This window comes from Acaryochloris sp. CCMEE 5410 (assembly GCF_000238775.2).
Taxonomy (GTDB): Bacteria; Cyanobacteriota; Cyanobacteriia; order Thermosynechococcales; family Thermosynechococcaceae; genus Acaryochloris.
The window spans coordinates 896,863-920,016 of record NZ_AFEJ02000001.1; the positions used below are offsets into that span (position 1 = coordinate 896,863).

Annotated in this window: 23 protein-coding genes and 1 pseudogene; 10 read left to right on the forward strand and 14 right to left on the reverse strand. The window is 46.0% G+C overall.

From position 1 onward, the window contains the following. Window positions 1-7 precede the first annotated feature (7 nt). Window positions 8-1,261, reverse strand: coding sequence for a YgcG family protein (locus ON05_RS03890; RefSeq protein ID WP_262561161.1), 1,254 nt, complete (start codon window positions 1,259-1,261; stop codon window positions 8-10). Between the two features lie 59 nt (window positions 1,262-1,320). Beyond that, a complete protein-coding gene (locus tag ON05_RS03895; RefSeq protein ID WP_262561163.1) occupies window positions 1,321-1,647 on the reverse strand; it encodes a hypothetical protein in 327 nt (108 codons plus the stop codon). A gap of 53 nt (window positions 1,648-1,700) precedes the next feature. Between ON05_RS03895 and ON05_RS03900 the strand changes: the two genes are divergently transcribed. After that, window positions 1,701-1,856: a hypothetical protein gene (locus ON05_RS03900; protein WP_262561164.1), complete on the forward strand. Its 156-nt coding sequence runs from the start codon at window positions 1,701-1,703 to the stop codon at window positions 1,854-1,856. A 122-nt stretch (window positions 1,857-1,978) separates the two neighbouring features. On the opposite strand, the gene ON05_RS03905 is transcribed toward ON05_RS03900, so the two are convergent. Next, complete coding sequence (locus tag ON05_RS03905) at window positions 1,979-2,542, reverse strand: hypothetical protein (RefSeq protein WP_010477357.1); 564 nt, start codon at window positions 2,540-2,542, stop codon at window positions 1,979-1,981. A gap of 39 nt (window positions 2,543-2,581) precedes the next feature. Further along, window positions 2,582-3,331, reverse strand: a complete 750-nt coding sequence (locus ON05_RS03910) for a glycosyltransferase (protein ID WP_010477358.1) — start codon at window positions 3,329-3,331, stop codon at window positions 2,582-2,584. A gap of 424 nt (window positions 3,332-3,755) precedes the next feature. On the opposite strand from ON05_RS03910, the gene ON05_RS03915 reads away from it, so the two are divergent. Together ON05_RS03915 and ON05_RS03920 are read left to right on the forward strand one after the other, a co-directional pair. Then, on the forward strand, window positions 3,756-5,036 hold the full coding sequence (locus ON05_RS03915) for an NB-ARC domain-containing protein (RefSeq protein WP_029315468.1): 1,281 nt from the start codon (window positions 3,756-3,758) through the stop codon (window positions 5,034-5,036). A gap of 7 nt (window positions 5,037-5,043) precedes the next feature. After that, window positions 5,044-6,189 carry a serine/threonine-protein kinase gene (locus ON05_RS03920; RefSeq protein ID WP_010477363.1) on the forward strand — a complete coding sequence of 382 codons (1,146 nt, stop codon included), beginning with the start codon at window positions 5,044-5,046 and terminating at the stop codon, window positions 6,187-6,189. Here ON05_RS03920 and ON05_RS03925 read toward each other — a convergent pair. Then, a complete protein-coding gene (locus ON05_RS03925) occupies window positions 6,184-7,416 on the reverse strand; it encodes an extracellular solute-binding protein (RefSeq protein WP_010477365.1) in 1,233 nt (410 codons plus the stop codon). The genes ON05_RS03920 and ON05_RS03925 overlap by 6 nt on opposite strands. Window positions 7,417-7,612: 196 nt before the next feature. On the opposite strand from ON05_RS03925, the gene ON05_RS03930 reads away from it, so the two are divergent. Then, entirely contained in the window at window positions 7,613-8,779 is a 1,167-nt protein-coding gene (locus ON05_RS03930; RefSeq protein ID WP_010477367.1) for a Na/Pi symporter, read from the forward strand. Window positions 8,780-8,815: 36 nt separating this feature from the next. Continuing rightward, window positions 8,816-9,088 (forward strand): hypothetical protein, encoded by a 273-nt coding sequence (locus ON05_RS03935; protein WP_010477369.1) that lies wholly within the window; start codon window positions 8,816-8,818, stop codon window positions 9,086-9,088. Here the strand turns inward: ON05_RS03935 and ON05_RS03940 are convergent. The 4 genes from ON05_RS03940 to ON05_RS03955 all read right to left on the reverse strand — a co-directional run bounded on the left by ON05_RS03940 (window position 9,085) and on the right by ON05_RS03955 (window position 14,142). Beyond that, window positions 9,085-9,423, reverse strand: coding sequence for a DUF4258 domain-containing protein (locus tag ON05_RS03940; protein ID WP_010477371.1), 339 nt, complete (start codon window positions 9,421-9,423; stop codon window positions 9,085-9,087). The genes ON05_RS03935 and ON05_RS03940 overlap by 4 nt on opposite strands. Before the next feature lie 330 nt (window positions 9,424-9,753). Next, on the reverse strand, window positions 9,754-9,972 hold the full coding sequence (locus ON05_RS03945) for a transposase (RefSeq protein ID WP_085945171.1): 219 nt from the start codon (window positions 9,970-9,972) through the stop codon (window positions 9,754-9,756). After that, on the reverse strand, window positions 9,948-10,811 hold the full coding sequence (locus tag ON05_RS03950) for an IS630 family transposase (RefSeq protein WP_262561167.1): 864 nt from the start codon (window positions 10,809-10,811) through the stop codon (window positions 9,948-9,950). The genes ON05_RS03945 and ON05_RS03950 overlap by 25 nt, the downstream gene beginning before the upstream one ends. Window positions 10,812-10,911: 100 nt before the next feature. Beyond that, on the reverse strand, window positions 10,912-14,142 hold the full coding sequence (locus ON05_RS03955; protein WP_010479306.1) for a DAHL domain-containing protein: 3,231 nt from the start codon (window positions 14,140-14,142) through the stop codon (window positions 10,912-10,914). Between the two features lie 1,196 nt (window positions 14,143-15,338). Here ON05_RS03955 and ON05_RS03960 point away from each other — a divergent pair. Next, on the forward strand, window positions 15,339-15,590 hold the full coding sequence (locus ON05_RS03960; RefSeq protein WP_010479302.1) for a DUF1830 domain-containing protein: 252 nt from the start codon (window positions 15,339-15,341) through the stop codon (window positions 15,588-15,590). 202 nt (window positions 15,591-15,792) lie between these two features. Here the strand turns inward: ON05_RS03960 and ON05_RS03965 are convergent, their stop codons facing one another. Continuing rightward, window positions 15,793-16,506: a phycocyanobilin:ferredoxin oxidoreductase gene (locus tag ON05_RS03965; RefSeq protein WP_010479299.1), complete on the reverse strand. Its 714-nt coding sequence runs from the start codon at window positions 16,504-16,506 to the stop codon at window positions 15,793-15,795. A 65-nt stretch (window positions 16,507-16,571) separates the two neighbouring features. Here ON05_RS03965 and ON05_RS03970 point away from each other — a divergent pair, with 65 nt between their 5' ends. Continuing rightward, entirely contained in the window at window positions 16,572-17,759 is a 1,188-nt protein-coding gene (locus tag ON05_RS03970) for a DNA double-strand break repair nuclease NurA (protein ID WP_010479298.1), read from the forward strand. Between the two features lie 40 nt (window positions 17,760-17,799). Here ON05_RS03970 and ON05_RS38380 read toward each other — a convergent pair. From ON05_RS38380 to ON05_RS03975, 3 genes and pseudogenes are all read right to left on the reverse strand, one after another. After that, window positions 17,800-17,916 (reverse strand): annotated as a pseudogene (locus ON05_RS38380) (KTSC domain-containing protein); the annotation flags it as partial. A 99-nt stretch (window positions 17,917-18,015) separates the two neighbouring features. After that, complete coding sequence (locus tag ON05_RS38385; protein WP_085945246.1) at window positions 18,016-18,141, reverse strand: KTSC domain-containing protein; 126 nt, start codon at window positions 18,139-18,141, stop codon at window positions 18,016-18,018. Window positions 18,142-18,225: 84 nt separating this feature from the next. Beyond that, window positions 18,226-18,453: a DUF2188 domain-containing protein gene (locus ON05_RS03975; protein ID WP_010479296.1), complete on the reverse strand. Its 228-nt coding sequence runs from the start codon at window positions 18,451-18,453 to the stop codon at window positions 18,226-18,228. Window positions 18,454-18,513: 60 nt separating this feature from the next. Here ON05_RS03975 and ON05_RS03980 point away from each other — a divergent pair, with 60 nt between their 5' ends. From ON05_RS03980 to ON05_RS03990, 3 genes are all read left to right on the forward strand, one after another. Next, complete coding sequence (locus tag ON05_RS03980; protein WP_010479294.1) at window positions 18,514-19,602, forward strand: XRE family transcriptional regulator; 1,089 nt, start codon at window positions 18,514-18,516, stop codon at window positions 19,600-19,602. After that, window positions 19,599-20,084 (forward strand): hypothetical protein, encoded by a 486-nt coding sequence (locus tag ON05_RS03985; RefSeq protein WP_010479293.1) that lies wholly within the window; start codon window positions 19,599-19,601, stop codon window positions 20,082-20,084. Before ON05_RS03980 ends, ON05_RS03985 begins: the two co-directional genes overlap by 4 nt. Window positions 20,085-20,262: 178 nt before the next feature. Beyond that, complete coding sequence (locus ON05_RS03990; RefSeq protein ID WP_010479291.1) at window positions 20,263-22,005, forward strand: N-acetylmuramoyl-L-alanine amidase; 1,743 nt, start codon at window positions 20,263-20,265, stop codon at window positions 22,003-22,005. Window positions 22,006-22,066: 61 nt separating this feature from the next. Here the strand turns inward: ON05_RS03990 and ON05_RS03995 are convergent, their stop codons facing one another. Continuing rightward, window positions 22,067-22,459 carry an AbrB family transcriptional regulator gene (locus ON05_RS03995; RefSeq protein WP_010479290.1) on the reverse strand — a complete coding sequence of 131 codons (393 nt, stop codon included), beginning with the start codon at window positions 22,457-22,459 and terminating at the stop codon, window positions 22,067-22,069. Window positions 22,460-23,154: the final 695 nt, after the last annotated feature.

Below are 23,154 nucleotides of genomic sequence, written 5' to 3' on the forward strand. Positions count from 1 at the left end.
TTGTGAGTTACCAACTCCCCCCGGCTCCCCCACCGCCACTGCTACCGCCGCCAAATCCTCCCCCGCCGCTACCGCCGCCGCCAAATCCCCCACCACCGTAGCCACCGTACGTGTCAGAGCTGCTCGCCCCACTGGCGCTACTAGAACGGGATGGGACAGGTTTTAGACGAGGCGTTTTTGTCTGATATTCCTTGTAGAGTCCACAACAGGCACACATTTGGGTAATAAATTGCTTCCCACAGTCTTGTTCTGTTGCTTTTACCAAGGTTTCAGCAGAGTGGCGAATCGTATATTCTTTGCAGTCAGAACATTCTTGGAAAGAGATTGGATTCCAAATATAAGCGCGAATATGAATAGAATCTGCGGCTTTGCCACAAGATTGAGCACATTGCCAACCGACAAACTTTACACTCCCCATTTTTTGTGCAGTTTGTTCAATGGTGGTGAGGTGGGACGAGAGGATGTCAGAATTTATCTTTCTGAGACTTTTTCGGCAATACATACAGCGGGGAGGTAATAATCCCAAGTCGTCACTATATTTTTCTCGGGAGACGCGAGATCGTTTCCCAGGTTTCAAGAGCGTTCCTTTTTTCCTTTTAATTAGAAAGGCCATAGTGCCTGCTAGCCCTCCACAGCCTAATACCCACAATAACCAAGACAAATCAGAGCTGTTTGGCGAAGGGGTGGAAACTAGTGGTTGAGTGTTGGTTGGATTTAAGGCAACAGGGCTAGATGGATCAGCGCCAAGATGGCTGACTAAAAGTTTTGTTCCGCTTAAAGTCCCTTGATCAAAATTGCCTGTCTTGAATTTGGGCAGGATTTGCTGGTCAATCATTTGCCCCACTTTGGCATCGGGCAAAATGGCTTCAACCCCATAGCCCGTTTCAATTTCAACGCGGCGATCGCCTTTGGAAATTAAGAATAAAACACCGTTATTTTCTGCTTGCTTACCGATGCCCCAGTGGTTGAATAGGCTGGTCGCAAAGGCTTTAGGTGAAGCTGAGGGGGCCGTATTGGCAACGGTAACAACGGCGATTTCACTGCCATTCTTGGCCTCTAAATCAGTAATAAGCTGATTGAGTTGGGTTTCAGTTTGCGGGCTGAGAACATTGGCCATATCGGTCACCCAGCCTCCGTTTTGTTGACGAGGATTGGGAACTTGCTTGTAGGGCACGGCCCAGGCATGGAGCGGTAGCGCTGTAACTGTAATCCCCAACCCAATTCCGATACCTTTATAAAGACTGAAATAGGTCGTTTTCATTCTGGACGCTCCTGAACTAGACAAAGAGTTAAAGATCCCCCAAAAAGTCTTAAAACGATTTAAAAATCTCCGCTATCACCCCTATGACTGCCTTCGCTCAAATCACCTGCATCATCGAAGTTATTAGAACTGCTATGGCTCTCTAAACCTTGGTGAAACCTGCCGTAACTGTAGCGACTTCTGCCTGTGAGACTCATCGCCACCCGTCTGATGATGCCAATGGCAAACCCCAAGAAAAAGACGGATGGAATCCAATCCCAAGGGTGTCTTGCGGACGATTGGGGGGCGCGGCGTTCAGAAGGTGAGGATTGGGCAATGGCAGATTTACGATGAGAGATTTGCTTTGCCTTGGAAGGGATGTGAGTTGTGAAAACACTAGACGCCAAATATTCTGATGGTGCTGATGTCGAATTTAAGCTGATTGTCCTTGGCCAGGTTTTTGTCTGACTCCGCTGATGTGGTTTGGGGATTGCCTCAATGGCTAAAGAGGGGTGGGGAAGACCGACGGGGAGCCGATGGCCATTGTAATGCCAGTGCCAACGCCGATTACCTGGCCAGTTCTAAAACCGATTGTTTTCATATCGAATACTCGTGAAATAAAGTGAGGGCAAGGTTCCCTCAGTAGCGGCACAGCGGTGGGTGAACCCAGGGCTGGAGGAATGGGCTCAATTTCCCAATTGTGCTCCCCTGTGGAGGAAAGCCAGCTTGGAAACAGGCTTACCAATCTCCGCCGTCGCCACCTCCATCACTGCTACCCCCGCCAAAATCGCTACTATCGCTATAGTTCCCATAATCGCTATGGGTGTTGGAATCGCTACTACTGTCATGGTTAAACAAATCAAACCAGCTACTATCGTTACTCCTTCGATTGTCACTGGATGTATGGGTTAGAAATCGCCAAACAATAAAGCCGCTAAAGCTCACAAAAATAATCATCCATACCCAATCAAAAGAACGGTTAGTTGATGAGCGGGGTTGGCGACGGGGCGAGTTTGATGCCACTGCCACTGATTGATCAAAGGGCAGGTAGGACAAGGGTGGTGTGGGTGTTCTGGGGATAACCGTGCGTTGGGCCAACCCCTTAGCTGAGATTTTGGACGTTGGGGTAAGGGCTGAGTCATAAACCATTGCGCTATCCGCCATATGAACCGCTTCTGTGACTGGATGCAGTTGAAGTGGAGAGGGAACTCCCTGGTGGATGGTTGCTACAGCAGTTAGGGGGGTGACTGTAATGGCAGTGACGATTCCAGTACCAACAAGTGTATGGATTGTAGATTTCATAAAGAAATTCTCTGGTAACGGCAACAAGCAGAACTGTTGTTAAGACCGTTGTCGCTGAAAAGTAAGCAAATTATTTTGACTGGTTTGACCCCTATTCTGACGATAGGCTTGCTCGTATTGGGCCACCCTGTCTGTGGGGTGAAATATGGTTTCTACATGGTGGCGGCAGTCTTCCCGACTGAGTTGAAGGGCCGCTGGAATTTTCTTTACAAATTCATTAATCGTGGAGCAGATAAACCCAGATTTTCCATCCGCAATTACTTCGGGGACTAACCCACAGTTCATACCAATAACGGGGGTGCCGCAGGCCATCGATTCCAGCATCATTAGGCCAAAAGGCTCATCCCAAATAATGGGAAAAACAGTGACGGCTGCTTTGGCGAGGAGATCTGCTTTTTGGGCATGGTTGACTTCTCCCAGATACTGGATGCGTTGACCGTCAATGTGAGGTTTGATTTGATGTTCGAAAAAGTCTTGCTCGGAAGGGTCAATTTTGCCTGCCATTTTTAGAGGAAACCCGGCATGTTGGGCAATTGCGATCGCAAACTGTGGACCAGTCTCTGGAGCCATCCGTCCGACAAAGGCAATGTAAGGCGGAGTCTGGTATTCAGCTGCGAAGGGATATCGAGATAAGTCAATGGTGTTGTGAATCGTATCACTGTAATTGAGGTGGAGCATCGTTTGTTTCTGGGCCTCGCTAATGTTGATCACAGGAAGTTGAGGACAGGGTGCAAAAAGTGAGGGGTTACTGACCTGATGTCCTTGCCGGACTAGACCGTCTGTCAGCACGTGGATGACACGTTCAAGACCGCCATGCCTGGTCAATATGGAGGGGTCTTGTTTTGAAGTGAGGGTGCATAAATCGCTCCTCTTGATGCGATAGAGAAGGGACTGAAAGGTGGGTGTATAACGTTATGGAACGCTGTTTCAATCCCGTTCTCACATAAGATATCTCTTTTATGTGAGATTTGTCAATGATTTTTCTCACATGAGGTTACTCAAGTTGATCATGAATAGAGCCTTTATCTGTCCAAGTGTAGAGATAAATAGCTTGGTAAGCTTGAGTTTAGGAGCATAGACTTACTCCGTCTCCCTTAAAGACCTAAACATAAAGGAGATAAAGGGATGCTCACATAGTTGAGATCGACCTCATATAAAAGTTGTGAATTAGAGATAGAATGAGGAAGATCATTATTTATGTGAGTTTATTGGAGTGATTCCTCCAGAGTTCTTGAGTGACTTAGCCACTCAACAGGGTGTATCCAAGTCTGAATTAGCAGCCCTTAAACTTGGACTAGCCGGGTATTCCACCGCTGATATTGGCGAACAGCTTGGAATTAGTGGGGATGCAGCCCGCAAACGCCTCAGTGAGGTCTATCAGAAATTTGGGATTGCTGGCCGAGGTCCCGTTAAACTCACAAAGCTGCAGCAACTTCTGGTGACGCGTTACCAAGAAGCCCTCGAAAAGGGAACGGCTGTAAAAGCTGCCGAGCCAGAGCAGGTGGATTGGGGCAATGCCCCCGATGTATCGGTGTTTTATGGTCGTACTGCAGAGTTAGAACAACTAGAGCGATGGATTATCCAAGATCAGTATCGCTTGCTGGCACTCTATGGGATTTCTGGGATTGGCAAAACAACCTTGTCCGTTAAATTAACGCAACGATTGCAGCCTCACTTTGAGAAAATTTTTTGGCGTTCCCTGTACTATGCCCCTTTACTACAAGATTTACTCACTGAACTAACGACGTTTCTCCACGGTTCACCATTAGACCCTGCTCTGGCGACGGTATCTGAGCAAATGGATTGGGTCCTAGATTATCTTCAGCACCATCGATGTCTCGTCGTCCTGAATGGTTTAGAATCCTTTAGCCGTAAGGGCGACTTGGCGGGGAGTTACCAACCAAATTATGAAAACTACAGTCAATTGATTCATCTGGTGGGAACGGTGCCTCATCAAAGCTGCATTGTGACGACGAGTCAGGAGAAACTCAGTGAGGTCGCCTATCTCGAAGGCCAAACCTTGCCAGTGGGGTCCTTTAAGTTGCGCGGGTTGGAATTGGAGCAAGCGAAAGCGATTCTTCAGAACAAGGGACTGACGGGAGAAGATAAATGGCAATATCTAGTGAATGGGTATCGGGGTAATCCGATGATGCTTAAGCTGGTCGCTGAAACCATCAAGGAAGTTTTTGGTGGCAATGTCAGTGACTTCTTAGAGACCAGCTTATTCACCAGAGATATTCACAATTTTATCGAGCGAATTTTTGACCGGGTTTCAGATTTAGAACGACGAATTTTGTATATCCTCGCGGAGCAAAGTGATGGGTTAGGTTTTAAGCAACTGCAAGCCCAATTCTCCAGTATCAATGCCCAAGACCTTATGAGTGCCCTCTCGTCCCTTCGCCAGCGGTCCCTGATTGAACATGTGGATCAGGGGTTTATTCTGCCGCCGGTGATCAAAGAGGTCACCCAACAAATTATGGTGTCTGAAGCCTAATCAATCGATGGTGTATTGTCCCAATCCTAAGTGTAAACAGCGACAAAATCCTGCAAAAGCAGAGGTTTGTCAAAGTTGCGAAACACCATTAATTCTTAACCAGAACTATCGTCTGATTCGGCCCTTAGTGAACCTTGAGCGATCGGGCAATACTGAAGTGTTTGAAATTGAAGATCTGCGCTGTACTCATCAATCAGAGCCAACGCCGAAAGTGCTGAAGCTCCTCAAGTACAATGGCGGCGATTTAGAACGGTTGTTTATACAAGAGGCAATCTATTTACAAAGCCTGGATCATCCTGCTATTCCAAAAATTGATCCTCAAGATCGTGCGGACAATGGCTATTTTTCAGTTGTGGAGCCAGCCACGCGTCGAGAAATCCATTATTTCGTGATGGAAAAGGTTGAAGGGAAAAATCTACGGGACTGGCTACAGGAGCAACCGCCAATTGATAGTGCCACTCTTTTGAAGTGGCTTCGGGAATTGCTGACTATTTTGGACTATCTGCATACTCAAAATATTTGGCATCGAGATATTAAACCCTCCAATATCATGTTGCGACCGGACGGACAGCTGGTTTTGATTGACTTTGGCGCGGTTAAACAAGTTCGACCTCACCCGGAAGAAGCTGGTGACATTCCCCCTCGACCCGAAATAACGGTTACCGATACCTGTGTGTTTGCGGCGGGATATACACCTCCAGAACAGATGGATGGGAGAACGGTACAGCAGTCCGATTTTTTCGCTTTGGGGCGTAGTTGGGTGCATTTGATCACCCAAATTCCACCCTACAATCTGCGGGTTGATGATGGTGGACAATTAGTTTGGCGAGAGAAGGCCCCTGATGTTTCGGTGGTGCTTGCCGATTGGATTGATCAATTAATGTCTCCGTTGGTTCGAGACCGTCCTCAATCCGCGGCTGAGGTCTTGAAAAATATTCAACCAGAAAACCTTATTTCTCCTCCCCAGACCCAAAATTTATCTGAAGGAGAGACTTCGCCGGGGTCTTTCCCTTGGGGATCGTTGCTGAACCTGATTCTGTTCTCCATCCTGCTCATTAGTGGCCTGTTGTGGTGGCAAGCTCATGAAAATAGCCAACCGGCTGAGGGGACAAATCAGCAAGTGCAGCGCCATCTTCCATCCTTGGGATTATGAAGGGGGATTCAATAGTTGGTCGGTTTCTGCAGTGGCTTTTTTCATGATTTCCTCGACGGCCTGATCAGAGGTGTCGGGATTAAGAGCTTGGCTGAGAGCAGCTTGCAAGATGTCTGAGGCTTGATCATATTCTGGAATGCGAGGTCGATAAATGACCTTGGTGATCGCTTGCTGGATCTCAGGTGATTCTTGTTTTAATACCTCTTTATGACTGGGGATAAATTGAGTGGCTTGGGTAAATTGGCGCTGGGCTTTCTCACTAGTGAAAAACCGAATGGCTCGCCAAGCTTGATCAGAATGCTGTGTTTTTTTGGCAATGCCTAGGCCCCAACTGCCATTGCAAGGACCGCCTGAATGGCCCTGGGTCTGTAGTTGCATCGGCACTGATTTAACCAACTTGTCTTCAGCCAGTAAGAGCTGCGCTCTGGGCCAGTGCCGCAAAAACATGCTTTTGCCCCTCTTAAATTGAGCGAGGGATTCTGCTTCGCTATAGGTCAGGACACTGGTGGGGGACACCTTACTGGTTAAGGTGTTGCGTAGAAACTGTACGGCCTGAATAGCCTCGGGTTGATCGAGTCCGACCTGGCGGGTTTGATCATCAACCCAGTAGCCTCCATGTCCTGCCAGTATTTCGACAAAGGTGGCAATTTTCCCTTCGTACTGATCGCCTTGCCAGAGAAAGCCCCATTCCACTAGCTGCTTTTGTTTGAGGGTTTGGGAGATTTTAATTAAGTCTGTGAAGGTCTGGGGCGGTTGCGGGTAGCCAGCCTGTGCAAGTAAATCAGAGCGGTAGTAGAGCATGCCCATATCGGACCGTAGGGGAATGCGATAGGACTTGCCGAAGTATTCTCCATCTTTGACGGCTTGGGATGTGAATTGCGATCGCATCTCCGCATCAAACCGCCCGGAAAGATCCTGCAGACAGCCTCGAACCGCGAATTCAGGTACCCAAATCACATCGATATATACCAAGTCAGGAGACCCTTGGGGTAAGCAGGAGCCTTCCTTAAGCTGCTTGGATAAAAAGCCGCCTAAATTTTTTGTGGTGATCAGGCTAATTTTGGTTTTGGGATGTTTGGCTTCAAATTTTTGGATTAAGGGTTTCCACGCTTGCGCTTCATCCTCTGGCACCAGCAAGGTCAGGACCACTGGGGGCCAGGTGAAATAGAGCAGCCCGAGTGCCAGCACTTGTACTGCTGCAATTCCCAACCAAAAACGCTTTGCCATTTACCGTACTGCTCAGTGATGGAAACCAGGTGAAAAGATAGGATTTCTGCCTATAGTCAGGATCTCATGATTTAGACTCCCCCCTAGCCTGGTTGACGCTGTGGACTTAGGACAAGGTTAACCGAGGAATTATCTACTGTTTACCTTCTAAATTTAGGCTTTGGAAACGAATGCCAAAATAGGAGTGTAACCATCAATGAGTACCCTGGCAGACCAAAGACCAGAGGTTGATCAACCGAGCCAAAAGGGAAATCCAATTTGGCAATGGATAGGGGTTGTCTTACTGGTTTATTTATTAATTGCCGCTGTCGGCATGATCGGATCTGGCTTTAAGTCAGCCACGGGGGACCAAGCGAAAGAACTGTTTGCCTTTGCCACTAACCCTTTTATGGGGTTGATTGTGGGAACAGTGGCTACGGCTTTAATCCAGTCTTCGAGTACCGTAACTTCTATTATTGTCGGCTTAGTGGCTGGGGGCTTACCCGTGGCCACGGCAGTACCGATGGTCATGGGGGCGAATATTGGCACCACAATTACCAATACCCTGGTGAGTTTGGGCCATGTGGGCAACAAAGATGAATTTAAGCGAGCCTTTGCAGCGGCCACGGTTCATGACTTTTTCAATCTTCTGAGTGTCGTTATTTTTCTGCCTCTAGAAATCTTTTTCCATCCCTTAGAAAGAATGGGGCTATTCTTTGCCAACCTAATGGTGGGGAGCAATTCGGTCAGTATGAAGGATATGAATGTGGTGAAAGCAGCCACAAAGCCGATTGTAGAAGTTGCTAAAGGTGGAACGAAAATCCTACCTGCTCCTTTTGACGGCGTTGCCCTAATTATTGTGGGGATTGTACTGATTTTCTTGACCATTGGTTTCGTGGGCAAGCTGCTCAAAGTGCTGATGGTGGGGCGGGCCAAAGACATCTTGCATGTGGCCATTGGCCGAGGACCAATTGCTGGGATTGCGGCGGGTACACTGATTACGATTTTGGTGCAGTCTTCTTCCACGACAACGAGCTTAATGGTTCCTCTAGCCGGATCCGGAGTGTTTGGGCTTTCGCAGATATATCCCTTCACCTTGGGAGCGAATATCGGCACCTGCATTACCGCCCTATTGGCAGCCACGTCTGTATCAGGAGCTGAAGCAGTACCAGCTTTGGAAATTGCCATGGTGCATATGCTCTACAACTTTTTAGGCGTGGTTGTCATCTATGGCATTCCCTTCCTCTGCCGCTTACCCATTCAAGGAGCCGAAACCCTTGCAGTTGTGGCCAGTGACAAAAAGTCCATTGCGTTTGCCTATATCGTCGGCGTGTTTTTTGTCGTCCCGGCGGTTTGTTTAGGCGTCACCTCAGTGGTTGGCTAGGACCACCCACAGCCTGTTGTTAGGAGAAGTAAAAAAATGAGTGACAAATTGGCCTATATCCAACGAATTGAGACCCAAATCAGTGATGTCAAAGCGACTTTAGCGCAGTTGAAATCGGATCGCGATCGCATCTTAGAACAGGCCCAACATGAAGAGATTGAACAGTTAGAGCAACACCTCGCCGATGCCCAGCTAAAGCTCACTGATATTGCCAATGCGGCAGATGAAGCTTGGCAAGAAATTACCCAGGCCATCGATGAAGCGATTAAGGGCTTGCAAACCAGAGTGCAAAATCTGCTGAATCGCTAGCGTAAGTTCCAGGCCCAGTAAACACTGGTCACCTTTAATCCGCGAGCAGTTTCTAGGGCTATGACCCGCAAACCTCTAAGCTTGTCGACAAACCTTTGGTAGGGGGTGTTTCTCAGGGTTTTATCTAAGATCGTGTAGGTTTTTGCGTGGCTGTGATATTCCTGCTTACCGTATAGGAGCGCTAGTTCGATCATATCGGTGGAAATGGCCCGCTGCTGCATGCGCCGCTTTGTATGGCTAGGGTCGCTAACGGAACCGGATAGGAAAAACTCAGGCAATGTTTCGAGGCGAGAATCGTCTGTTAACAGTTGATGCAGTTCATGGGCGAGCTTCATAACCTTGACCTAAGTGCAGCTAAATGTAGCTTAAATCTAGGCCCATGAGAGAAAAACGATTAAATTACGGAACTATTGGGACTGCCGTTCTATCCACTTACGCAATAGTACTGATTTAAGAAGGTACACAAAATACTGGGGGAACAGCGAAGTAACTGAGCCTGGATTCATTCCTATGGTGCCATGGCTAACCTTTGCTAGGTCAAAGTTGTTCATAGAACTCTATGATTTTAAATGGGTTGTCGCCTCGGTTTATAAGCAAGTTCGGCAACGCACCGGATAGGGAATAATACCAAATCCGACTCATTAACCCCCGAAATATCTTATCTGTCAAGCTGGCCACCAATGGTAGTGAGTGAGAGCTTGAATGTCTGATTGCATTGTCATTAAAGTTCGACAGCGCTGCTCGAGCACATCTTCCAACTCATCCAGGGTCTCAAAGCATCGATTGGCCAGTGGTTCATCCGCTAGCCGCCACAACCGTTCAGCGGGCTGTAGCTCTGGAGAATAGGGGGGTAAAACCTTCAGATGAATGCCTTTAGGTACCACCAGATTTTACAGGTATGCCATCCGGCTCCATCGAGAACGAGAAGAATCTGTTTGTGCTTTCCCGCTCCAACTTGCTGAGCAAAGCTTTGTAGGGCTTGATTAAACCATTCTCCATTGACCCGAGGCAGAATGAACCATTCGGTATTGCCAGTTGCGGGATGAACGAATCCATACAGATAGGTCCATTCATAGCGATGGTCCACCTCAGCAATTGGACGCTGACCCACAGGCGCCCAAATCTTTCGAATAATGGGTTTAAGGCCTAAACGATGTTCATCCAAGGACCAAACTTCGACCTGAGCATTAGGGTAGCGTCGCTCCAATTCTGCTTTGTACTTAGGCAGTTTTTTAAAAGCGGCTTGGGCCTCTGGTTCACCTTTACGGTGGTGAGGACGTGGGCATTGCAGGGACTGCTCCAATCGCTTGAGATAGTCCCAACCGCGTTGGGGCCAAACCTTATCGACTCCTGTCATCTGAGCGATGACCTGGGCTACTTTGGGGCCGTTCCATAGACCACCGTCGGCGGGTGGGGTTTGTAGACGAGTCAACAATTGTGCACATTGGTCTTGAGTCAGAAGACTGCGAGATTGATGAGGTCGCTTATCTTTGCGTCGGTTGCGTAACCCATGGGCGCCATTGTGGTTATACTCCCTGACGATTTCTCGAGCGTAATCGTAGTTGAGACCGACCACTTGGGCTGCTTGAGTTAGCGTTGTTTGCTCACTGACGAGCCACAGCAGATGCCAGCGGCGCGATTCTACTGGGTCTTGGCTGGCTCGATAATGAGACTTCAGCTCGTCAGGCGAAAAATGGGGTTCGAGATATAGTTTTCTTGGCATTCTCTAATTATGCATTATATCGGAGTTATATAAATCGGATTTGGTATAAGATCTGAAACAAAGCCTATGACTTTTATCGGCCCCTAAGCTGAGCTAGCTTCTAACTCAGCACTGGTGATTGAGACAGTAAATAACGTTCTAAAGCTGCTTTCAGTTCTTCACTCCGAATGGGCTTACTCACATAATCTTGCATGCCAGCCTCAAGGCACTTCTCTCGATCCCCCTGCATGGCATTAGCGGTCAAAGCAATGATGTAAGGCCGAGCTTCAGGGGACCAAGTTTCTTGAATAGCTCGGGATGCTGTCAGGCCATCCATTTCAGGCATTTGTAAATCCATTAGCACCACATCGTAGGGTTGGCGATGTAGAGCTTCTAAAACTTCCTTGCCGTTGTTGGCCACATCTGCCTCATATCCCAACTGTTTCAGAATAAGCAATGCAACTTTTTGGTTAACCACTACATCTTCAGCTAACAAAAGGTGCAACGTCTTTGAGTTAGTACTGGGTTGGGGGCGATCAAGCTCAGAATTTTGTGTATTTTCGGACTGTCTGGTTACTGCTCGGACTAATATGGCACTTAGCTGTGCTTCTTGAATGGGTTTATTTAAGATGGCATAAAAAAGACTTTTATCCATCGGAGTTGAAATAGCCTCAACACCCAGAGAACTGAGCATTACGAGTGGCAAGTCTTTATATTTTTGTAGGCCATGGATCCTTCTGGCTAAGGTTAAGCCATCCATCTCTGGCATTTGCATATCGACCACGGCTAGATCAAAGCTAGATCTTCCTCGCAGAAGTTCAAGGGCTGCCGGTCCACTGGGGGCTGATTGGGAATGCATTCCCCAAATATCTGCAAATATGGTTAGAATTTTTCGATTCGTCAGATTGTCGTCAACGATCAGGAGTCGTTGGCCTTTCAACGGTGCCAAATCATGAATCGGGGCACAATCGAAAGTGTCAACTATGGGAGCTGCAATCGTAAATGAGAAGGTGGAACCTATTCCAATTTCACTATCCACCCAGATCTTTCCACCCATCAATTCACACAGCCGCTTACTAATAGCTAAGCCCAACCCCGTACCGCCATATTTGCGGGTCGTGGAGGAATCGACTTGGCTAAAGGATTGAAACAATCGATTCAAGCGATCTTCGGGAATACCAATCCCTGTATCTTTCACCGCAAATTGGAATAATCGGCGCGGAGACTGGCCCTCGCTACCAAGCCCCTCCCTATCCTGCATCTCTGCAGTTACGTCTTTGACATAGACGATGACTTCACCATTGTCCGTAAACTTCACCCCATTCGTAAGTAAATTAACGAGTACCTGGCGTAGACGGGTGACGTCTCCTACGATGCCGCAGGGTAAATCTGGATCAGCCAGATAAGCAATTTCTAAGCCTTTTTTGAAGGCTCTTGGGGCGACTAATTTCAAGGCTTCTTCAATACAGGATTTGAGGTTAAACGGTTGTTCTTCAACTTCGAGTTTTCCAGCTTCGATTTTAGAGAAATCCAGAATATCGTTAATCAGACATAGAAGTGCATCCCCACTACTGCGGATGGTATCAACAAAATCCTGTTGTTGAGCATCGAGGGAGGTATGGGTCAGTAACCCAGTCATTCCGATCACCGCATTCATTGGAGTTCTCAGTTCATGGCTCATATTGGCGAGGAATTCGCTTTTCACCTGACTGGCTGCATCGGCACGGTCTTTAGCTGTTTGTAATTCTGCATTGACGTTACGCAGTTTTGCATCAGCCTGTTGGCGTGCCGTTACGTCCTGATAAACCCCAAGGATGCCCATAATCGTTCCATCCGCCTGATGAAGGGGAACTTTAATCGTTTCCAGCCAAGTATCCGGGTTATGGCGCTTTAATAATGCAGTTTCAATCTCTCCAGTCGTGAGAATTCGCTGCTCGCTGGCCTGGAATGCTGCTAATTCTGGTGGAGCCCATGGGAGATCAGTATCCTTTTTACCGACGACTTGTTCAGGTTGGCTTAAGCCAACATAGGTTGCAAATTGCAGGTTGCAATCCAGATAAATCCCCTCACGATCCTTCCAGAATAGAAGTTGTGGAATCGTATCAATCACCCGTCTTAATAACTGCTGGGAAGTTTGTAGATCTTCATTCATCTGCACAAGATGGGCTTCAGCTAGTTTGCGAGAAGTAATATCCTGTAAAAATAGGGACAGCCCATCCACACTGGGGAAAATGCGGACTTCCAACCAAATCTGGCGATTGGCGTAAAAGGCTTCAAAGGACTGGCTGATCTGGTCTTGTAGGGCAGTCTGATAGTTGTCCTGATGATCAAGTCCTAGCTCCTGGGGGTAAGTTTGCCAGAAATTTTGGTGGATGCCATCTTGTGGGCCTTGTCCAAAGAGTTCAGCGGCCTTCTCATTGATATAGACGACTTGCCACTCTGGATTCAGGGTAATAAACGCATCCGTGATGCTGCTCAAAATGCCTGATATGCGTTGTTGGGATTGCTGCTGCTCTTGGATAAGCGCCCATTGGCGTCGAATGACGAGATAGGCAGTGCCTCCCAAAATTATCAGTAGACAGCCAAAACTAATCAATCGAAAGATATTCGCTGTCTGACTGGCACTCTGATGCTGTTTTGTATAGAGAGCTTCTAGTTGGTTAATGGCTTCTGAAGTGGGTTGTTGAAGGATTGTTTGGGTTAGCTGATCAACCCTCGGTTTGTACTCCAGAATAATTCGGGTATGGGCAATGGCTAATAACAGACCCTCTTTATTAGCTTCAGTTTGGCTCATTGCTTCTAGCTGGGTCATTTGCTGGTTGATTTGTGGCACCAGCGCTTCGTTGGCAGACAGACTATACAGCAGTACGTTATCCAACATATCTTGGAGTCTTGCTGTACTATTTTTCGTTAACCCCTGGGACCGATCGCCTTGACGGACTTCTCTAACGAGTTCAGGTAAGTAGTTTAAGGAATTTTTGACCACCGCATTAGTGGATTTAAACGATTCAACCCATTCTTCTTTCTGGTGAAAAAGTTTATTGTTAGTTTTCAATTGTTGATTGAGGGTTGACGGGTTACCAATAAAGCCAGGAACCTGCTCTAACTGTTTTTGTATGGCCCCTTGCTCAGAAATAGCCTGCACAAGTGGATCATAGGAAGTGAGCAAGGCATAACGGGATTTGAGAACACCTTGATTTAATGCAGCGTCTTTAACTAACTGTTGAGTAATTAAGGCATGATAACGCTGATGAACTTCGGGATCGACGGATGTGCTTTTGTAAACTGATCCAGTGAAAAGCAAGAGAAGGGTAGATGCCCCCAAGTATTTGAAAAACTTTCTCTGTTTCATCAGCTAGACTCCTTCCACTTAGGGCAGGTTAGAAAAGAATGAATATTGCGATCGCTGTTGTTCGAATTGGTTTGATCACCCAGTGGAGCATTGACCAAGGTTGTAATGGTTTGGCTTAAGATAGCCCGCTTATAGAAATGGGGAACGGTTGATTGGATGATTGGAGAGCACCATTGCTGAACAATTTTCTTAAATTGAGTCACATGCCATAGCGTTCGAATCAAGAGAGAAAATAAGACAATCCATAATAAATGGAAGCTTTTTGTGATTTTTCCCCACTTCTATCCCCCTAGTCTCAAAAATAAACTGATAGCTAGAGGATCCTTTTTAGCTCTCTCAAATTAAATATCAGCCAATCTTTATAGGTTTGAATGCTTAACTATTAGTTTGCCCAAACGCCTATTCTCACTAGCAAATAAAGGGGATTAATATCTAAAGAAATCAACTAAAAAATACATCTAGAATCACTAATATAGGGATAAATATTGCTGATTTTATAGTTATGGGGTCAATATAAATATTTTGTGTAAGCTATTAAATCAGTCTTGAGTGATTATCTTTTGAGTACAAAATTTCGCAAGTTGATTTTTGGCACATTTCTATTCCTTTGGCTTCTGCTTCGCCAAAACAGGCCAGTTCAAAGCATGCCTAGCTGAGATCTTTCATTATTGATATGACAAAGTGGATGCAACTATCAAAATGGGTTTGTGGATAGGGGAACCAGCAACAGGATGTCACGGAAATTGGAAAGATTATCAACCTACTACGGACCTTACAACCTCATAACTGTTGTCTTTAGCTGAGAATTATGAGAATTAACTTAAGAAGCGTAAATAATAGATCGATCACGATTCATCTGGTGGGATCAATGGATCATTAGCCGAGCACCTAAAAAAATGAACGTCGATGTCTCAAAATGATCTATAGAGACAAGCAACTGACCTTCTCCAGAAATCTAATGGTGGTTTGAATAAATGAAATATAAAAACATCATGAAGGTTTTTGTTAAGAAAATATAGATAAGTTAATGTAATAGTTATAATAAGCACGACAAATTCCTGTTTGGGAAAAGTGTATCGACGGAAAGGTTATCCTTTCTGATAAAAATCGCTGGCCAGCTTATAAATTCCTGTTTCAATTCTTTCATTTAGCCAGCTCTTGGATCCAGGATCTTAAGAGCTGGCTAGACATTTTCTATGACTAAAACGCTTGAGTCTCAGCCAACACAATTAACTTTCTGTAGCTACTACAATCCGTCACCTAGGGTTCAAGTCGTTCGGATCACTAATATCAAGAACTGGTATTTTGAGCGGGTGGTCTTTCCCCAACAGACTTTGGTATTCGATGCGCCACGAACGGCCCATCTTGAGATCCATAGCAGCGAAATTGCTACGGCCATTCAAGTAGACTGTATTCCCTGTCGGCGGTTAGCTGTCAAAACCGCCTAGAGTGCCTGGGCAAAATTTATGAGCTGTAATGGAGTACTTTTGGGCCAATTGTGCTGTCAATTTTTTGGGGAAGGATAGCCAGTCGAGCCTGTAAAAAAAAAGCAGACTATAGTTTGCTTCAAGCAACCACAGGTTCCAGAGAATCTATTGTCAGTCGCGAAAAATCAGTATAGGCAAAAAAAAGCCAAAGAATAGGATCAGATCAAGGGCAATCAAACAGGACAGTTGTCATATAACGGTCTGCCCATTTATCACCAAATGCCTTCTCCAAGATTCGTCGAGTTTTGTCATTCTGTTGTTGTTGCTGGCAGTACCGTTGTTGTCCAGCCATAACTTGTTCAATCTCTGATTCGGACACAGGCTGAGTTGTTATGGCTTGCTGGCAATGCCATTCTAAATAGGCCGAGACTCGCTCTAAAAATTGAGTTTCTTCCTGGGATGTTTGGGGTCGGATAAATAGACAGAACTCAGAAAAGATCGTTCCCCACTCGGGGATCTGTCGTGGCTCGGAAAACTTCAAATCGGGTAAATTCTGGAGATGCTCATGGTATGACGGTGATAGCTTTCCATTAGCGGTAGGGGACAGATCGGCTATGGCAGCACTAATGCCACCTCGTCCACCGACCAAATCGGTACCAAACATGGGTAAGGCGTACTGCGGTTCAGGAAACATGACGCAGTGCAAGATATCTAAGCCTGTTCCTACTCGAGCCAACTCCAAATGAAGTTTGCGAAACGGTGGAGCCTGGTAACAAATATTTTCTATGACGAGGAACTCGCCTTCGAGACGTCCTTCAACATGCCCGAATTCTGGGGGAAGAGGATAGTCTGATAGTTCTAAATAATGGGTCCAAATTGCTTCAATCCGATTGGCCCATTCTCGAATGAGTGGGTGCTGCTGCTGACGTAAAGACATAGATACAAAATTCACTACCAGTTGGTAGTAGAGTAAAAAAAACGGGCTGAAAATAAGGGTTTATCATGCCACTCAAGCCGTCTGAAATCCTACAAGCTTTAGACCAAAAACAGACTGAGTTCCAAGATTTTCACCAAACAACCCTCAAAGTATTAGAGAAATATCGTAAGGCATTAAGTAAGGTTGCCCAACAGCCTGATGCTGAAATCACGAAAGCATTGACTGAACACCCTAATCCAGGGGGGCGTCCATTGGAGGCTTTAGGGGATAGCCCAAACTGGATTATCCCTTCTAAGCTTAAGTGGTCAAGTCGAGAGCAAAGCCTGGAATGGGTGCGGGAACGATTGATGGGGATTACGACCTTTGCGGTGGATGGTTCTCAAGTCTATCCCAGCAAAGACATATCCATTCCGATTGGCATGGTGCAAGTGGGCTGGTTTGAGAATCCCCATTTACCCTTGGGTAGCTATGACAAGGATGTGCGCTTAGAGGTTTTGTCTCCTGAAGATCTAAAGCCACAAGATCGGAGTACGCCGATGGATCGGCTGGTTAACATGCATCGATTTCGCATGGAAATCCAGCGTATGATCGAATTTATGGAGGGCCATACTAATCGTTCAGATTGCTTGGTATTTCTGGATGGCTCTCTAGTAGCCACGTTTGCGGAAAAATTTGATGCTGAATGTCGGAAATTCTACGTTCAGCAATTAGTGGAACTGTTGCAAGCCAGTGAAAACTTCCGAGTGCCTTTAGTGGCCTATATTGATACGTCTCGGGCACGAGATTTAGTCCAGTTACTCCATTGCTTGAAGAGATTACCGGAAGCGCCATCTCTTAATGATGCGGCCTTGTTGGGAGTGAATATGGATTGGGGTGATCGCACGCCGATATTTAAATGCGATCGCAAAGGTGAAAACAGCCATCAAGGTATTCTCCAAGACTACGGAGACCAAGCAGAATCCATCGCCTTTACCTACCTCAAAACCCATGAAGGCCCACCTGCGCGCATTGAAATGCCCATCTGGATTTATGAGGCCGGATTACATTCGACGGTCTTAGATTTTGTCCGAGGGGAGGTGATCATCGGCGGAGGATATCCCTACGTGATTGAAACAGCCGATCGCGTGGCTGTTCTCCAAGCGGAGGATCGCCAAATCTTCTTTCGTCTGCTACAAGAATGGGCTGAGAAAGAGGAGATTAACCTGCAGTTTTCTCGGAAAATGATTAGTAAAGTTCTGCGTCGAGGGAATTAGGAAAAAACTGACTTGTAGAATTTGGCATGAAAAACCCTACTTATATCCGCCGATAAGAAAATCTTCCTCTGATATTGGCGTGAAAAAATCTGCCGTGAGATGACGCACTTATAAGACCTGTATATACAGATGCAGGAACTCCAGAATATTGATAGACACCACCTGAATGGGGAGCATGTCACCTTTGCAAGCTAGTATTTATACTCATCTCAGAAATCCTTGCTAGCCTTGCTTTCAGACACCAAATTTTTTAATTCTAAATTTTGTGCATCTGCAAAGGTGACATGCTCCCACCTGAATGAAATCTTATTTCGAGGATTTGATTGCTTGAATCGTACCCGACACTTTCCAGATTACTTGAGATTACATGTTTTCGATGCATAGTGAAAAGACTCCATTTTTACGAGTTCGAAAGCTTTTGAGTTATTGCCAGTAAGTTCACTGGCAATAACTCAAAAATTTGGATTTAACCTTTGGGTGGAAAAGGATCGTTTCCGTAAGAATTTCTCTCACGGATTTGACCATTTTTACCGTGGATCAATAACTCGGAAGCTTGATTTTGTGCTATTTCTCGCCCAATATTAATTGCCTCCTGCTGAGTGGAGGTTACTTTCGTTGCACGAGACGCACCTTCGGACTTCACAGCCCAACCTTCAGAATGAGGGACAATATGCTGATTGTTACCTGTTGCCATGGGTTTACTCCCAATGTAAAATATAGTTAACATCTGTATTATAAACAAGCAAAAAATAAGATGACAATTGTTAACTCTATTCGTGTTTATCGTGAGCAAGCTGGACTATCTCAAGATCAGCTTGGAGAGCGCCTTGGAGTTACGAGACAAACAATATCGACTTGGGAAAAAGGAGGAAGAACCCCCCCCGTCGCTCAACTCACAAATATCGCTAGAGCATTAGACATACCGATCGATCTCCTGCTACACACAAATACATCCGAAGCAAACACAGCAGCTTCAACAGGACTGATGTTCCGTGCTGACCAACCCTCTGTTCTTAAATCCCACTTAAAAGAACATCTCACGCAAAAAGCCTCTGATTATGCACTTATCGAAGAATTAGCAGGAGAGTTACCTAATCTTCCCGAAATGCGACCTCTGTCAGGGTATAACGATCACATCGTTGAAGAAGTCGCTAAAGATGTTCGAGATTGGCTAGGAGTAGGTGAGATTACTCCTCTAGGAGATGTTTTGGCTCATCTTGAAGCCAAAGGGTTGAAGGTCATTTTGCATTCCTTACCTAATGAGATTTCAGGTTTTTCAGCTTATACAGAAACTTTCGGTGCAAGCATCATCATTAATGAAACACACCCCACCGAAAGAATTTTCTTCACTGCCCTACATGAGTTAGGTCATTTAATTTTTCATCGACAGGAGTATAAAGAAGCCCAGCCACCAACTCGAAAAAATGATCCAAGAGAAAAAGCCGCCAATCATTTAGCAGGAGCCGTTCTCCTCTCTAGAGACATTCTGTCCAGGGAACTTTATCCTTACCGTGATCGATGGATTCCTGAACCGTTACTAGCTGACATAAAGCTTCGGTATGGAGTTAGCCTGCGAACCACGATTTATCGGGCGGCTCAGATAGGTATAATCAGCAAAAAACAATGTGGTCAACAAATCGGAGTCCTCAACAAAAAGTATGGAGCTGATCGTGAGGAACCCACGCTCGCAAAGCCTGAAGGGTTGACTCGTCTAGAAAGACTGATATACAGGCTTCTAGTTAATGATGAATTAACAGCTTCAAGAGCTGCGGAGGTTTTAGGAACACCCTTGCCAGAAATCCGAGACATCCTAGCTAAATGGATGGAGGAAGATAGCGATTGATACTGCTTTCTGACGCCAATGTCCTTATTGACTTAGGTTACGTAAATGGGCTGGATGTTCTATGCAAACTAGGGAAAATCGAAGTACTCGATGTTGTCTTGCAAGAATGCGATCACCCTAAACAACCTGATTTAGTAACAAGCATTTTGGAATGTGGTGTTCAGGAAATCCAAACTGAATACGAATGGATCCAGCCTGCCCAAAAATACCGAACAGGAAGATTGAGTCTTCCTGATTCACTCAACTTTTACTATGCCAAATCTTTCAATCGTCACCTTTTAACCAATGAGAAACCTTTAAGGGAACTCTGCAAACAAGAAAGCGTCTTAGTCAACGGGACATTATGGATCATTGAGGAAAGCTGGAAAAATCAGCTTCGCTCCCAGACTGATTTATGTGAGTGGCTGAGAGTATTACCAACATTAGAGCGTCGGCTTCCTAAAAAAGAAATTCAGCTCCTTAAACAAAAACTTGGATGCTAAATGATCCTCGTCATAAGGACACGGATCTATTACGATTCATAGCCGAATAGCAATGCAGTATTTTGACCCTCAATCATACTCTGCCCGTTTTGAAACCCTGTCTTGATGAATAAGGTCTTGAATATTGACAGGGCCTCTGGATTACGGTTGATTAAAGTGGATGTGAAGGGTAGAGTCCATGAAGCGAATTTTGGGATTAGCGATTCTTGCTGGGAGTTTGAGTTTGGTCTATCCCCATGCTGCTGTTGCCGGAGACGCCTTAGGCGTGGTCTACCCTGCCGATGGACATAAAACCACTGCAGCTCAAATTTTTCTGATTGGCACAGCTCCTGCTTCAGGAAAGGTGACCGTGAATGGCCAGGTGATAGACCGCAGCCCCACCGGAAACTTTGCCCCCAGTTTTCCCCTGGAGATTGGCGAAAATACCTTTACACTTCAGTACGGTGACCAGACCCTCACCCTCAACATCACTCGCACTCTAACCTCTCCCCAACCCACTACAGGCTTATCAGAAGACACATTAGAACCCAAAACCGATATTGCCAAGCTTCCGAATGAGCCTGTTTGTTTTACCACGATTGCCAAACCAAACGCTCAGCTCTCGGTTCAAATCGGGCAACAAACCGTTCCGTTGCAACCCCAAGGGCAATCTGTCAATCTACCCCCCAACTCATCTGCTTTAACCCAGCAGAATCAACCCCAAACCACGGATCAACCGGGGGTATATCAGGGCTGTACCGCCTTCTCCCAACCCGGTGTTTTGGGCAAGCCCGTGTTTCAGCTAACCAAAGATGGGCAAACCCTCCAGCGAACGGGAGCGAGTACCATTGAAATTCTCTCGCCCCAGGACTTCTCTGTGATCGAAGTGACCAGTGATCAGGGGGTGGCGCGCACAGGACCGAGTACAAACTACTCTCGGTTAACGCCTTTACCCAAAGGATCGCAAGCTCGCATCACTGGACGGGAAGGGGAGTGGTTGCGGTTGGACTATGGCGCTTGGATCAAAGAGAAAGAAACCCGGCCCCTATCCCAGAATATTCTGCCCCATTCTATTATTCGCAGTCTTCGCAGTCGCCAAGTGCCGGGTTGGACTGAGGTGGTCTTTCCGCTGCAAAATCCGGTGCCCATCAGCGTCAACCAGGGGGATCAAAGCTTTACCTTGACCCTACATAACACTACCGCTCAAACGGATGTCATTTTTATGAATGATGATCCGGTGATTCGACGGCTAGATTGGCAACAGCCGGGTCCAGGGCGGGTGGAGTATAAATTCAATCTCAAGCCCAAACAACAGTGGGGTTATAAGCTGCGCTATGAAGGCACCAGCTTGATACTCTCCCTCCGGCATCCCCCTAAAGGCAAGGGACTCTCCAATGTGAAAGTGCTGCTAGATCCAGGACATGGCAGCGAAAATGATCTAGGTGCCCGTGGACCCACGGGTTTACCCGAAAAAGAAGTCACTATTGTCGTCAGTAAACTGCTCCAGGAAGAATTAAAGAAACGAGGAGCAACCGTTGTGATGACTCGCGAAGGGGATGATGACCTCTATCCCCAGGATCGGGTGGATGTTATCAACCAAACGGAACCGACCATTGCCATCAGCGTTCACTACAATGCATTACCCGATAGTGGTGATGCGGTGAACACGGCAGGGATAGGAGCCTTTTGGTACCATGCCCAAAGCCATGATTTAGCAGTCTTTTTACATCATTACCTAGTCAATGATTTGAAGCGGCCTGACTACGGTATTTTTTGGGATAATTTGGCGTTAACTCGACCAACAGTGGCACCGACTGTGTTGATGGAGTTGGGATTTATGATTAATCCGACGGAGTTCGAGTGGATTACGGATCCAAAGGCTCAGAAGCAGTTGGCGGTTAGTATGGCGGATGCGATCGCAGCCTGGTTCTCAAAACAATAAAGCTCATCTCTGGAGCTACTCTTCAGCTCACCCAATCTGAAGAGTGCAACGAATTCCCTAACTAGCTGTCCGTTTCAACTTTAGTGAGGTGGATATGCTTGCGCCCCAAAGTCACCTCGAACATGTCACCCGGTGACAGTTCCATTTGTTTGGTGTAGGCCGCGCCAACTAGCAAATTGCCATTGGTTTGGACTGACACCATATAGCTGGGTTGACGTCCTGACGTGCCAGTTCCATTACTGGTTGGCTGAGCATCAAGGTCTACTCCTTCAGCGTCGAGGACAGCATTCATAAAAGCCATCACATTCAGACGCTCTGACCCATCTGGATCAAAGGAGAAGTAGCCACAAGCTTTGGCTTTCGCTTCTCGGCTTAAATCACCGAGTTCTTTGATTTTTGCCAGTAGTTTTTCTCCGGTCAATGGCTTAACCGTTTTCTTCTTTAGTTTAGGCATAAGTCTCTAATGCAGTAATAAACACAACAGAAAGGAATCAGGGTATCGCTTATTTTTGGGTAAGCTTTTTTACTATAACAAAAGAAAAAATGAATAGGTTCAACAATAACAATTGATTCATTTTTTTACCCTGATGATAGGATTTAGTTTTGGATAAGTATCCTGGGGCACATAGAAAAAGATATCCAGTAAAGTATATATCAAGTTGCCAAGGATTGAGGGTTAGGACGAAGGCAGGAACGATGGATGTCCAGATATCTCCTTTCACTCGACAACTGATTCTTATTTGAGTCAACTCTGATTGTGTTTATATTCAAAATCTGACTTTCCCCATGGAAATAATTTGATTGGACTAGGAATACTTTGCAGATAGATGAGCTAAAACCAAGTCTGGGTGAGTGTTGACTCAACTCGACTCATCTATAAAGGCGTTAGTTATAGACTAAAAAAAGTGGGTTATTTCAATACCCAAAATGTACAAGTTCATAGTCTAGTAGAAGTTTTCTGATAGTCAATGCTTTTGTTCTAAGTCTCTTAAGATTGACTACAACAACCCCTCATTCAAGTACTTGAGATTAAGAAAATATAAATGTCTGCTACACCATCCGTATGAACTCGATAGGCTGATTGACTGATACCCATTTCTATCTATATCCGTCAGATTATTTCCAGTAATAGTTTGGGAGTCAGCCTCC

Bases quoted from the DNA above. Each gene is read 5' to 3' on its own strand.
- ON05_RS03890 (WP_262561161.1), bottom strand. From the start codon at position 1,261: ATGAAAACGACCTATTTCAGTCTTTATAAAGGTATCGGAATTGGGTTG.
- ON05_RS03905 (WP_010477357.1), bottom strand. From the start codon at position 2,542: ATGAAATCTACAATCCATACACTTGTTGGTACTGGAATCGTCACTGCC.
- ON05_RS03920 (WP_010477363.1), top strand. From the start codon at position 5,044: ATGGTGTATTGTCCCAATCCTAAGTGTAAACAGCGACAAAATCCTGCA.
- ON05_RS03925 (WP_010477365.1), bottom strand. From the start codon at position 7,416: ATGGCAAAGCGTTTTTGGTTGGGAATTGCAGCAGTACAAGTGCTGGCA.
- ON05_RS03930 (WP_010477367.1), top strand. From the start codon at position 7,613: ATGAGTACCCTGGCAGACCAAAGACCAGAGGTTGATCAACCGAGCCAA.
- ON05_RS03935 (WP_010477369.1), top strand. From the start codon at position 8,816: ATGAGTGACAAATTGGCCTATATCCAACGAATTGAGACCCAAATCAGT.
- ON05_RS03940 (WP_010477371.1), bottom strand. From the start codon at position 9,423: ATGAAGCTCGCCCATGAACTGCATCAACTGTTAACAGACGATTCTCGC.
- ON05_RS03950 (WP_262561167.1), bottom strand. From the start codon at position 10,811: ATGCCAAGAAAACTATATCTCGAACCCCATTTTTCGCCTGACGAGCTG.
- ON05_RS03955 (WP_010479306.1), bottom strand. From the start codon at position 14,142: ATGAAACAGAGAAAGTTTTTCAAATACTTGGGGGCATCTACCCTTCTC.
- ON05_RS03960 (WP_010479302.1), top strand. From the start codon at position 15,339: ATGACTAAAACGCTTGAGTCTCAGCCAACACAATTAACTTTCTGTAGC.
- ON05_RS03965 (WP_010479299.1), bottom strand. From the start codon at position 16,506: ATGTCTTTACGTCAGCAGCAGCACCCACTCATTCGAGAATGGGCCAAT.
- ON05_RS03970 (WP_010479298.1), top strand. From the start codon at position 16,572: ATGCCACTCAAGCCGTCTGAAATCCTACAAGCTTTAGACCAAAAACAG.
- ON05_RS38385 (WP_085945246.1), bottom strand. From the start codon at position 18,141: ATGCATCGAAAACATGTAATCTCAAGTAATCTGGAAAGTGTCGGGTAC.
- ON05_RS03975 (WP_010479296.1), bottom strand. From the start codon at position 18,453: ATGGCAACAGGTAACAATCAGCATATTGTCCCTCATTCTGAAGGTTGG.
- ON05_RS03980 (WP_010479294.1), top strand. From the start codon at position 18,514: ATGACAATTGTTAACTCTATTCGTGTTTATCGTGAGCAAGCTGGACTA.
- ON05_RS03990 (WP_010479291.1), top strand. From the start codon at position 20,263: ATGAAGCGAATTTTGGGATTAGCGATTCTTGCTGGGAGTTTGAGTTTG.
- ON05_RS03995 (WP_010479290.1), bottom strand. From the start codon at position 22,459: ATGCCTAAACTAAAGAAGAAAACGGTTAAGCCATTGACCGGAGAAAAA.